Raw genomic sequence first — 11,121 nt, forward strand, 5'->3', positions numbered from 1 at the left:
CGCGGCGCGGAACGCGGCCTCGATCCAGTCGTTCCCGGTGCGCTGCAGGCTCGAGTCACGGCGGCTGCCGCGACCGTCGTCGGCGAACGCCTCGTTGACGACGTCCCACGAGTGGATCTTGCCGCGGTAGTACGTCGCGACCCGGGTGACGTGGTTGATCGCGGCGTTGCGCAGCGCGCTGCCGGACAGGTTCTGCGCCCAGCCGGGCATCTGCGCGTGCCACAGGAGCGCGTGCCCGCGGACCTGCGCGCCGTTGCTGCGGGCGAAGTTGTAGATCTGGTCGCCGCGGCTGAAGTTGAAGCTGTTCTGCGACGGCTCCGTCGCGTCCCACTTCATCTCGTTCTCCGCTGTGATCATGTTGAACTCCCGGGCGGCGATCGACGCGTACGTCGAGTCGCTCAGGCGGCCCGCGGCGAGGGCGGTGCCGAAGTACCGGCCCTTCTCCGCGGCGGAGGCCCCGAGGGTCGAGGCCGCCTGGGCGGGGTTCGCCAGCGTGACGAGCAGGGACGCTGCCAGTCCCGTCGCGGCGACGAGTGCCGTGGCTCGTCGTCGCCATCCGTGGCGCTGGTGCTGGGTGGTGCGCATGACTGACTCGCTCTCTGTCGGGACCGCACGCCGATCGCGCGGTGCGCGTGGGGACCCGTCTCGCGCAGGCGCGCGGGGACCGGGTGGGTGGCGGGGAGAGGTGCCGGACGAGTGCCGGCGACGGCTGAGGCGCGGGCGCCTCAGGGAGTGGTGAGGTCGAAGCTGCGGACCGTGACGGCCCCGCCGAGCGCCTGCGTGGCGTAGGTGAAGATCCCGAACCGGTAGCCCATGAAGAACTCCCACTGGTTGTTCAGCGTGAACGCGGGTCCGAGCGGCACGAACGTGGAGCCGTCGGTCGAGTAGGAGAACGTGGCGGTCCGGCCCGAGCCCGGGCGGATGTCCGCGGACGTGCGCAACCAGATGCGACCGCCGGAGACGGTGGCCGACGCGCGTTCGGCGCCGGTCCCGGTGGTCGCCCACGAGCTGTTCATCGTGAGCCCGTCGGTCATCACGACGCGCGTCGTGCCGTTGTTCTTGACCACCCCGATCCACGCCGACGACTGCCGCAGCATCGCCAGCCCCGCGCGGTCACCGTTCGCCATGCTCGAGTAGTCCAGCTCGATCGTCGCCGTGGACGTGGGTCCCTGGATGCGGTGGGTCAGGGTGTTGCGCGCGTTGTAGAGGTCGTTCGTGACCGTGGCGGTCTGCAGCCGCAACCCGTTGCTGACGCTGAACCGGCTGGTGTCCGGGTTGTGGTTCCACTCCCACCGGTGGCCGAGGGTGGGGCCGACGAACGTGTCGCGGCCGGTCATCGGGGCGACCGTCTTGCTCGTCGTGATGTTCGGCCGCTGGTACGTGGTGCCCCAACGGCCGTCGACCGTCTGCAGCGTGGGCCAGCCGTCGCCGGTCCAGGTGATCGGCGCGAGCGTGGGCACGCGGCCGCCCGGGTAGGCGTCGGTGAAGGCCATGTACCACCAGTCGCCGGCCTGCGTCTGGACGATCCCGCCCTGGTGCGGCACACCGCCGCCCGAGATCGGGCCGGGCAGGTTCAGCAGCACCTGGCGCATCTCGTACGGTCCGAACGGGGACGTCGAGCGCAGCACGTACTGGCCGTTCGCCGGACGTGTGAGCCAGATGTAGTAGTAGCCGCCGCGCTTGTAGAACCGGGCGCCCTCGAGCGTGCCGACGCTCGACGGCGTCTGGAACACCTGCTGCGCGCGCACCTGGCCCGTGCCGTCGGCGTTGAGCTGCGCGACGCTGATCGTCCCGTTGCCGTACGCGACGTACATGGTGTCGTCGTCGTCGACCAGCAGGCCCGCGTCGTAGTAGCACGTGTTGAGCCGCGCCTTCTTCGACCACGTGCCGTCCACCGCCGATGCGGTGTAGACGTACGTCCGGTTGAACTCGGTGCAGCCGAGCCAGTAGTACGTGCGGTTGCTCGGGCGGTACCCGAGCGTCGAGGCCCAGATGCCCTTGACGTACTTGCGGCCGCCGGACAGGTCGTAGCCCGCGTCGTCGAAGTCGAGCCGCGGCACCGAGTGGCCGGCGTACTCCCAGTTCACGAGGTCGTACGAGCGCAGGATCGGCGCGCCGGGTGAGTAGTGCATCGTCGACGCCGAGTAGTAGTACGCGTCGCCCACGCGGATGATGTCGCCGTCGGCGAAGTCCTGCCAGACCACGGGGTTGGTGAACGTGCCGGTCTGCGGCGGTGGCGTCGTCCCGCCGAGCCGCACCAGCTGCCACTGCTGGTTGGTGCCGTTCCAGTCCGCGTACTGCACGACGTTCGCCCCGTCCGCGGTGGACGCGTTCTGCACCTCGACGGCCTTGCCGCTGTGCCGGGCGATGAGCTGGATGTAGCCGTCGACGTCCTGGACGCTGAACTGCTGGTTGGTGCCACCGTTCTCGGACCACTGGATGATGCCCGCGCCGTCGGCCGTGGACCGGCCGCTCACGTCGAGCACCTTGCCCGAGAGCGTCGACCTGAGCTTGTAGTAGCCGCCGCCGGCGTTGACGAACTGCCACTGCTGGTTGGTGCCGTCGTGCCGGGACCACTGGGTGATCCGGGCCCCGTCGTTCGTGGCCAGGTCGTACACGTCGAGCGCCTTGCCGCTGTTGCGGTTGACCAGCACGTACGTGGCCGAGGTGTCGATGGTCGCAGCGCTCGCGGTGGGTGCCGCGGCCACGGCCGCGACCGTCGAGGCGGCCAGCGCCACGACGAGCGCAGCCGCCTGGCGGCGGTGCAGGACGGCTCGGCGGCGGTGCCGGACGGCCTGGCGTGGGCGCCGAAGGGCGCGGTGGAGCAGGGTGTCGACGTCGTCGTCGCGCATGGTGTGTTCTCCCCGACGTGCGGATCAGGGCGTCGGTGTTATCGCTAACACCGCTGTCGATGGCGACTGTGGCACGCGCTTTCGGGGCCGGAACCTCCGCAAATCGATTAGTGACAGCGCTTGCCCACCGAGGCCCGCCCCGCGCGTCCCGTGCTCAGATGGGGGCGTGACGACGAACCAGACCACGTTGTTCCTGACCGTGGGCCTGCCGGGCACCGGCAAGACGACGCAGGCCCGCCGCATCGAGGCGGAGCGCGGCGCGTTGCGGCTCACGAAGGACGAGTGGGTCAAGGCGTTGTACGGCGACGCCAACCCGCGCGAGGCCACCGCGGTGATCGAGGGGCGGCTGGTCGACGTCGCCCTGCGCGCGCTCGAGCTGGGGGTCGACGTGGTGCTCGACTTCGGGCTGTGGAGCCGCGACGAGCGGTCGGCGCTGCGGCAGGCCGCGGTCGACGTCGGCGCGCGGGTGCAGCTGTGCTATGTCACGCTGCCGGCCGACGAGCAGCGCCGGCGCCTCGACGCGCGGCACGCGCAGGAGCCGCGCACGACGTGGCACATGTCCGACGACGAGCTCGCGACCTGGGCCGCGGCCTTCGTCGTCCCGACCGCCGGTGAGCTCGACGGCACCGAGCCGATCGACCCGCCGCCCCCGGGCTTCGCTACGTGGGACGACTGGCGCCGCCACCGCTGGCCGCCGTCCCTCCCCGACGCCCGCCAGCCGTGACGCAGGGGGTGGCGGACGAGGCTTGCGAGGACGTCGCGGGGGTCGAGCCGTCCGGCCAGACCCCCGCGCACGACGGTCAGTCCTCGGACGTCGTGGAAGCGCTCCTACGTCGCTGCGCGAGAGTCCAGACGAGGATGAGCGCGCCCAGGCCGGCGAACGTCAGCGTCACGGGGAGCGGGCCGATGTCGGCGAGGAAGCGCGAGATCGCGCCGTACTTGCGGCGCGTGGTGTCAGGCTGCGCGATCTGGTCCCACAGCGGCGTGAAGGGGATGACCGCGAGGGCGAACAGGCCGATCGGCAGGCCGAAGTCGGTCCACGACGGCTCGTCCTCGTCGGTCTCGACGTCCTGCGCGGGTGCGGTGGTGGGTGCGGTTTCCATGACCATGTCTTCTCTGTGAGGGGGATGCGCCCGCTGGAGCGGCGCCCGGGGAGCGTAGTGACCGACTCGTACCGGATGTCCCTGTTGTCCACGGTCCGGGCGCGCTGACCTGCACGTCTGCCCTCGATGGGGTCGGCGAGGTGCCGCGTCGGCCCAGCGCGCCTCGTGGGCACGTGTCAGCGGAACGGTTCGCGGGCTGGTCCACGGGCGTGTCGTCTCGGGTAGATTGCGGCTGCCCGCGGGCGACCGCGACGACGCGGTGGTACCGGCGACGACGCGAAGGGGATGGTTGTGCCGACGATGGCCGACGTCGCGCGACGCGCCGGCGTGTCCGCCAAGACGGTCTCGAACGTGCTCAGCGGCTACCCGTACATCCGCGAGTCGACGCGCGAGCGCGTGCTCGCCGCGGTCGACGAGCTCGGCTACGAGATCAACGTGACGGCGCGGATCCTGCGCTCGGGGCGCAGCGGACTGATCGGCCTGGCGGTCCCGGAGCTCGGCCAGCCGTACTTCGGGGAGCTGGCCGACGAGGTGCTCGCGGCCGCTCGTCGTCGCGACGTCCAGGTGCTGATCGAGCCGACCGGCTTCACGCGTGAGGGCGAGCTCGCGGCGCTGCGCGAGCCGCGGCGCAGGCTCGTCGACGGCCTGGTGTTCAGCCCGGCGGCGCTCGACCAGAGCGACGTGCACCTGCTGGAGAACCTCGACTACCCGCTCGTCCTGCTGGGCGAGCAGGTGTTCTCCACGCACGTCGACCACGTGACGATGCACAACGTCGAGGGCGCGCGGGCCGCGACCGAGCTGCTGCTCGACGTGGGCTGCCGCCGGATCGCGGCGATCGGCATGCTGCACGCGCGGACCGCGGGCTCGGCGACCCTGCGCTTCCAGGGCTACCGCGAGGCGCTCGAGGACCGGGGGCTCGCGGTCGACGACCGGCTGCTCGGCTGGGCCGACGACGGCTGGCACCGCGCCAACGGCGCGCGCGCGATGGCGGCCGTGCTGGACACGGGCGTCGAGGTCGACGGCGTGGTCGCGTTCAACGACGCGCTGGCGCTGGGTGCCATGCACGAGCTCGGGGTCCGCGGGCTGTCGATCCCGCGGGACGTGGCGGTGGTCGGCTTCGACGACGTCGAGGACGCCCGGTACTCGGTTCCGTCGCTGACGACGATCGACCCCGGTCGCCGCGAGATCGCGCAGGTGGCCCTCGACCTGCTGCTGCGGCGGCTGGACGAGGTGGGCTCGCCCGGCGGGTCGGTGCGGCCGCCGGTGCTGCACGTCGCGGACATGCGGCTCGTGGAGCGCGAGAGCACGCCGCGGCGCGTCTGACACGGCGTCGGGGCGGGCGTCCGGCGGGCGTCCGAGGGGCCGTCGTCGGGCTGCCGGAGGTGTTGCCGCCGGAGGGGCTCGAAGGGGCCGACGAGGCTGCGACCAGCACCGTTCCCGACTCGTGCGCGGACCGTGACACAACGGTGACTCCAGGTGATTGACACCGTCGCCCAGTGTTGCGACGGTGTAGCCGGACGTCGTTCTCCAACGATGAAGAACACAGTTCGACACCGGCGGAGGACGTGTGCGACGAACCGCGCCTGTCCGGTGCAGCGCCGCCTCGTGCGGTGCGGCTGCATCACTCGAAGGGGAGTAGGAAGGCAGCTCGGATGAAGATGAGGACGATGATCGCGGCCGGCACTGCGATGCTCCTGTGCGCCGTCGGCCTGACGGCCTGCAGCGGCGACGACGGCGGCGGTGGCGGCGAGACCGGCGGGAAGGTCGAGATGACCTTCTGGCACAACGCGTCGACGGGTGCCGGCAAGACCTTCTGGGACGAGACCGTCGCGGCCTTCATGAAGGACAACCCGGACGTCACCATCAAGGTCCAGGCGATCCAGAACGAGGACCTGGACGGCAAGCTCCAGACCGCGCTGAACTCGGGTGACGCGCCGGACATCTTCCTGCAGCGTGGTGGCGGCAAGATGGCCGCGATGGTCCGGGCGAACCAGCTCCTGGACATCACCGACCTGATCTCCGACGAGACCAAGAAGCTCATCCCCGAGGGGTCGTTCAAGGCCAACGAGCTCGAGGGCAAGACGTACGCGATGCCCATCGCGGTGCTGCCCGGTGGCATCTGGTACTCGAAGGACCTGTTCGAGGCGGCCGGCATCACGGACACGCCGAAGACGATCGACGACCTCAACGGCGCCGTCACCAAGCTCAAGGGCACGGGCGTCTCGCCGATCGCCCTCGGTGCCAAGGACGCGTGGCCGGCCGCGCACTGGTACTACTTCTTCGCGCTGCGTGCGTGCAGCCCCGAGACGCTCGAGTCGACGGCCAAGTCGATGGAGTTCACCGACCCGTGCTGGCTCGATGCCGCGGAGAACCTCGAGGCGTTCGCCGCCACCGAGCCGTTCAACCAGGGCTTCCTGACGACCTCCGCGCAGCAGGGCGCCGGCTCGTCGGCCGGTCTGCTGGCCAACCACAAGGCCGCGATGGAGCTCATGGGTGCGTGGAACCCGGGCGTCATCGCCTCGCTCACGCCCGACGAGAAGCCGCTGCCGGACCTCGACTGGTTCGCGTTCCCGGAGGTCCCGGGCGGCCAGGGTGAGCCCGGCTCGATCCTCGGTGGCGTCGACGGCTACTCGTGCTCGGCGAAGGCTCCCAAGGAGGCGTGCGCCGCGTTCCTCAACTACATCGCGCGCACGGACGTCCAGGAGAACTACTACAAGGCCTTCAACGCGCCGACGGTGAACACCGAGTCGCAGAAGGTCATCACCGAGCCGTACCTCAAGAGCGTGCTCGACGCCTACAACGCGGCGCCGTTCGTCTCGCAGTGGCTCGACACGGTCTACGGCCAGAACGTCGGCAACGCGCTGAACGTCGCGATCGTCGACCTGCTCGCCGGCAAGCGTGACGCCGCCGGCGTCGTCCAGGCCGTCAACGACGCCGCTGCCAAGGCCTAGGGGCAGCTGCACAGATGACGTCCACGCGAGCGAGCTCGCACCCCGACGGCTCGCCCGTCGACCTGCCGGTCGGCGAGGGTGGCACCCCTGCGGTGTCGCCCTCGCCGCGCCGGCGGCGGCGTCGTACGGGTTGGGGCGAGCGCCTGGAGATCGCGGTCCTCACCGGGCCCGCGCTCCTGGTCTTCCTGTCCTTCGTGATCTTCCCGGTGCTGATGGCCGCGTACTACGGCTTCTTCAGCTGGGAGGGTTACGGGCCGCCGACGGACTTCGTCGGGCTGAAGAACTACGAGACGATCCTGACCGACCCGCTGTTCCACGATGCGCTACGGCACAACGCGTTCATCGTCGTGTTCTCCCTGGTCCTGCAGGGTCCGGCCGCGGTCCTCATCGCGCTCCTGCTGAACCGCCGGATGCGCGGGCAGTCGATCATCCGCGTCCTGATCTTCGTGCCGTACGTGATCTCCGAGGTCGTCGTCGGCACGGGGTGGAGCCTGATCCTGCAGAGCACGGGCGCGCTCAACGACCTGCTGGAGCAGATCGGTCTCGGCGGCCTGGCGCGCGACTGGATCTCCGACCCGGACATCGCCATCTGGACGCTGATGGGGATCATCACCTGGAAGTACATCGGCTTCGCGGTGATCCTGTTCCTCGCGGGGCTCCAGGGCATCCCGCAGGAGCTCAACGAGGCGGCCGCGATCGACGGCGCGTCGTACTGGCAGGTGCAGCGCCGCATCACGTTGCCGCTGCTCGCCCCGACCCTGCGGATCTGGGCGTTCCTGTCGATCATCGGCGCGCTGCAGCTGTTCGACCTCGTCTACATCATCTGGGGTCAGTACGTCGCCTCGACGGCCGGCACCTCGACGATGGCCACCTACATGGTGTCCTTCGGCCGTAACGCCGGCAGCTACGGGTACGGCAACGCCGTCGCCGTCGTGCTGTTCCTCATCTCGCTCGTCGTCGCTCTCGTCTACCAGCGCTTCGTCCTGCGACGGGACACCGAGGGCGCGATCACGGGAGGTGTCCGCTGATGGCCGCCACGACCGTCGCCGTCCCCCCGCTCTCCTCCGACCGGCCCACCGGCCAGGGTCAGCGCAAGGGCCCGAAGGGCGAGCTGCGCTGGGGCAGCCCCGGTGTCTACGTGGTGGCGGTGCTGCTCATCCTCGTGATGCTCGCACCGGTCGCGTACGTCATCATCGGCGGCTTCCGGACGAACGCGCAGATCACCACGGACCCGTCGGGCTGGCCCGACCCGTGGCAGGTCGGCAACTACGTCGACGTCCTGACGGGCAACGTGTTCTGGCGTCAGGTGATCAACTCGGCGATCGCAGCCGGGGCGACGACGATCGGCGTCGTCGTGCTGGGGCTGATGGCCAGCTTCGCGATCGCGCGCTACAACTTCCTCGGGCGCGGCGCGCTGTACTCGCTGTTCGCCGCGGGGCTGATGTTCCCGATGACGGTGGCCATCACGCCGCTGTACATCCTGGTCCGCACGCTCGGCCTGATGAACGACCTCTCGGGCGTGATCCTGCCGCAGATCGGCTTCGCGCTCCCGACGACGATCATCATCCTGGTCCCGTTCCTGCGCGCGATCCCGTCCGAGCTGCAGGAGGCGGCGGAGATCGACGGCTGCAGCCGCCTGGGCTTCTTCTGGCGGATGGTGCTGCCGCTGTCCATGCCGGGCGTCATCACGGTGGGGATCCTGGCGTTCATCGGCAGCTGGAACAGCTACCTGCTGCCGCTGTTCATCCTCAACGACGCCGACTCGTTCACCCTGCCTCTCGGCGTGCAGGCGTTCTCGTCGGAGTACTCGGTCGACACCGCCAAGGTCCTGGCGTTCACGTCGCTCGCGATGCTGCCGGCGCTCGTGTTCTTCAGCCTGTTCGAGCGGCGGATCGTCGGCGGTCTGACGGGTGCGGTGAAGGGGTGACGCCACGCGCAGCACGCGGCCGACGACGAGCGCTGGGGTCGAGGTCGCAGGTGGCGTCGTGAGCATGCTCGACGACGCCCGCCTCTTCCGGGAGGAGGCCGCGCGGCACGCGCAGACGCTGCCGCGCGCCCTCCCGGACCTGCCGACGGGGACCTACGAGGCGCGGGACGCGGGCCTGGGCGCTCCCGTGCGCGACCTCATGGTCTACCGCCCCACGGACGGCCCGGCCCTGCCGGGCGTGTTCGTCAACCTCCACGGCGGCGGGTTCGTGCTGGGCGACTGGCACGACGACGACCCGTACTGCCGCCTGCTCGCGGACGCGTCCGGCTGCGCCGTCATCAACGTCGAGTACGCGCTGGCGCCCGAGAACCCGTTCCCGGCGGCGGTGCACCAGGTGCACGACCTGCTCGTCTGGCTCGAGAAGCACGCGGTGGTGCACGGGCTCGACCCCACCCGGATCGCGGTCGGCGGGCACAGCGCGGGCGGCAACCTCGCCGCGGCGTGCGCGCTGCTGGCCCGGCGCACGGGCGGCCCGCAGCTGCGCGGCCTCGTCGTGGACTACGCACCGCTCGACCTGGCCACACCGCCGGCCGACAAGCTCACCGACGCGACGCGCCGGGCGCCGGGGGCGGTCGAGCTGGCCGAGATCGGCGCACGCTTCAACGCCTGGTACCTGCACGACGAGGACCCGTCCGACGAGCTCGCGTCACCGCTGCTCGCGGCCGACCTCACCGGGCTGCCGCCCACGCTCGTCCTGACCGCGGAGCGCGACCTGCTGCGCGACGAGGGGGACCGGTTCGCCGCGCGGCTGCGCGCGGCCGGCGTGCCCACCGAGCACGTGGTGTTCGACGGCTGCGACCACGCGTTCACCCACTTCGGCCCGGAGGCGCAGGCGCTCGCGGCGTGGCGCCGGATGGCGGCCTTCGTCCGTCGCGTGCTGGTCGAGGAGGCCACCCCATGAAGCTCACCGGGATCCACGTGTTCACGATCGACGCGCTCCTCGGCGACGTCGTGGACGTCGGCATGACACCCACCGGGCGCCGGCGGGTCATCCCCGTGGTCGGGGGCACCGTGCGGGACGGCCTCGACGGCGAGGTGCTGCCCGGAGGCGCGGACTGGAACCTCGAGCGGGTCGACGGCTCGTTCGAGCTGTGGGCGCGGTACGAGCTCCGGCTCGCGGACGGCTCGGTGGTGTCCGTGACGAACACCGCGGTGCACGCGCCCGCGCCGCAGCTGCCGATCCTCACCGCGCCGCGCTTCGACGTGGGCGACGAGGGGCCTGTCGAGCTCCGCACGGGGGCGTACGTGGGGCTGCTGTTCCCGCGCCTCGAGGAGCACCGCGTGCGGGTGGAGATCCACCGCGTCGAGATCCACGGGGCCCCGGAGGCAGCGGACGCCTGAGCGTCCCGGGGACCGCGCGACGGAAGGCGCCGCCGCGTCGTCGAACGCCCCTGCCGACGACGCGAAACTTGCGAGAGCGCTCTCCCGCTACGCCGTTCGGGCGACGGGAGCCGCGCGAACGAGAGTCCGGATTCCTGCAGCTTTACACCGATGTATGTCACCTGAACGGGTGACAAAACGCTTCGGACCCGGTTCCGAAACTATCAGGACCCGATCAGGGGTTGACGGCCCTGACCGACCGGGCAAAAGGTGACGTGCCGGGCAACGCTGACCGGCTACATCCACGATCTAGGAGGATCGATGACGACCCCACGTCACCGACACCGTCGCACCGGAAGCCGCCGTATGGCCGCTGTGGTGGGCGGGTTCGCGGCGGCTGCGATCGCCGTCACGCTCGCCGTCCCGGCGCAGGCTGCCGGCAGCACGCTCCAGGCCGCCGCCGCTGAGACCGGCCGCTACTTCGGCACGGCCATCGCCGGCCACTACTTCAACAACTCGGGGACGCTTGGCATCGCCAACCGCGAGTTCAACATGATCACCGCCGAGAACGAGATGAAGATGGACGCGACGGAGCCGTCGCAGAACAACTTCAACTACTCGAGCGGCGACCAGATCGTGAACTGGGCGCTGCAGAACGGCAAGCGCGTCCGTGGCCACGCCCTGGCATGGCACTCGCAGCAGCCCGGCTGGATGCAGAACCAGTCCGGCACCACGCTGCGCAACTCGATGCTCAACCACGTCACCAAGGTCGCCGAGCACTACAAGGGCAAGATCTACGCCTGGGACGTCGTGAACGAGGCGTTCGCGGACGGCAGCTCGGGTGCCCGTCGTGACTCCAACCTGCAGCGCACCGGCAACGACTGGATCGAGGCCGCGTTCCGCGCCGC

General features: G+C 70.7%; 11 protein-coding genes. 8 read left to right on the top strand and 3 right to left on the bottom strand.

Going from position 1 to position 11,121, the window contains the following annotated elements; all coding sequences use genetic code 11:
* Together CPE01_RS16010 and CPE01_RS16015 are read right to left on the bottom strand one after the other, a co-directional pair.
* Positions 1–585, bottom strand: a 585-nt coding sequence (locus CPE01_RS16010; protein WP_146807806.1) for an endo-1,4-beta-xylanase, incomplete at its 3' end; no start/stop codon positions are given.
* A 140-nt stretch (positions 586–725) separates the two neighbouring features.
* Positions 726–2,852, bottom strand: coding sequence for a family 43 glycosylhydrolase (locus tag CPE01_RS16015; protein WP_146807807.1), 2,127 nt, complete (start codon positions 2,850–2,852; stop codon positions 726–728).
* 166 nt (positions 2,853–3,018) lie between these two features.
* On the opposite strand from CPE01_RS16015, the gene CPE01_RS16020 reads away from it, so the two are divergent.
* Positions 3,019–3,576 carry a P-loop nucleotide/nucleoside kinase family protein gene (locus CPE01_RS16020; RefSeq protein WP_246784003.1) on the top strand — a complete coding sequence of 186 codons (558 nt, stop codon included), beginning with the start codon at positions 3,019–3,021 and terminating at the stop codon, positions 3,574–3,576.
* 76 nt (positions 3,577–3,652) lie between these two features.
* On the opposite strand, the gene CPE01_RS16025 is transcribed toward CPE01_RS16020, so the two are convergent.
* Positions 3,653–3,955, bottom strand: a complete 303-nt coding sequence (locus tag CPE01_RS16025) for a hypothetical protein (protein WP_146807808.1) — start codon at positions 3,953–3,955, stop codon at positions 3,653–3,655.
* Positions 3,956–4,240: 285 nt separating this feature from the next.
* On the opposite strand from CPE01_RS16025, the gene CPE01_RS16030 reads away from it, so the two are divergent.
* From CPE01_RS16030 to CPE01_RS16060, 7 genes are all read left to right on the top strand, one after another.
* Positions 4,241–5,278 (top strand): LacI family DNA-binding transcriptional regulator, encoded by a 1,038-nt coding sequence (locus CPE01_RS16030; RefSeq protein ID WP_246784004.1) that lies wholly within the window; start codon positions 4,241–4,243, stop codon positions 5,276–5,278.
* Between the two features lie 329 nt (positions 5,279–5,607).
* Complete coding sequence (locus tag CPE01_RS16035) at positions 5,608–6,906, top strand: ABC transporter substrate-binding protein (protein ID WP_146807809.1); 1,299 nt, start codon at positions 5,608–5,610, stop codon at positions 6,904–6,906.
* 14 nt (positions 6,907–6,920) lie between these two features.
* Entirely contained in the window at positions 6,921–7,934 is a 1,014-nt protein-coding gene (locus CPE01_RS16040) for a carbohydrate ABC transporter permease (RefSeq protein ID WP_146807810.1), read from the top strand.
* Entirely contained in the window at positions 7,934–8,833 is a 900-nt protein-coding gene (locus tag CPE01_RS16045; RefSeq protein WP_146807811.1) for a carbohydrate ABC transporter permease, read from the top strand. Before CPE01_RS16040 ends, CPE01_RS16045 begins: the two co-directional genes overlap by 1 nt.
* Positions 8,834–8,897: 64 nt before the next feature.
* The gene (locus tag CPE01_RS16050; RefSeq protein ID WP_246784006.1) at positions 8,898–9,794 is read left to right on the top strand and encodes an alpha/beta hydrolase; all 897 of its coding nucleotides are present in this window, start codon (positions 8,898–8,900) and stop codon (positions 9,792–9,794) included.
* Entirely contained in the window at positions 9,791–10,234 is a 444-nt protein-coding gene (locus CPE01_RS16055) for a DUF3237 family protein (RefSeq protein WP_146807813.1), read from the top strand. Before CPE01_RS16050 ends, CPE01_RS16055 begins: the two co-directional genes overlap by 4 nt.
* A 300-nt stretch (positions 10,235–10,534) precedes the next feature.
* A partial coding sequence (locus tag CPE01_RS16060; protein ID WP_146807814.1) for an endo-1,4-beta-xylanase occupies positions 10,535–11,121 on the top strand: 587 nt, incomplete at its 3' end.

It is taken from the genome of Cellulomonas persica (assembly GCF_007989825.1).
GTDB lineage: Bacteria > Actinomycetota > Actinomycetes > Actinomycetales > Cellulomonadaceae > Cellulomonas > Cellulomonas persica.

What these genes read in the sequence shown, in the direction of transcription:
- CPE01_RS16015 (WP_146807807.1), bottom strand. Translation starts at nt 2,852, where the DNA reads ATGCGCGACGACGACGTCGACACCCTGCTCCACCGCGCCCTTCGGCGC.
- CPE01_RS16025 (WP_146807808.1), bottom strand. Translation starts at nt 3,955, where the DNA reads ATGGAAACCGCACCCACCACCGCACCCGCGCAGGACGTCGAGACCGAC.
- CPE01_RS16030 (WP_246784004.1), top strand. Translation starts at nt 4,241, where the DNA reads ATGGTTGTGCCGACGATGGCCGACGTCGCGCGACGCGCCGGCGTGTCC.
- CPE01_RS16035 (WP_146807809.1), top strand. Translation starts at nt 5,608, where the DNA reads ATGAAGATGAGGACGATGATCGCGGCCGGCACTGCGATGCTCCTGTGC.
- CPE01_RS16040 (WP_146807810.1), top strand. Translation starts at nt 6,921, where the DNA reads ATGACGTCCACGCGAGCGAGCTCGCACCCCGACGGCTCGCCCGTCGAC.
- CPE01_RS16045 (WP_146807811.1), top strand. Translation starts at nt 7,934, where the DNA reads ATGGCCGCCACGACCGTCGCCGTCCCCCCGCTCTCCTCCGACCGGCCC.
- CPE01_RS16050 (WP_246784006.1), top strand. Translation starts at nt 8,898, where the DNA reads ATGCTCGACGACGCCCGCCTCTTCCGGGAGGAGGCCGCGCGGCACGCG.
- CPE01_RS16055 (WP_146807813.1), top strand. Translation starts at nt 9,791, where the DNA reads ATGAAGCTCACCGGGATCCACGTGTTCACGATCGACGCGCTCCTCGGC.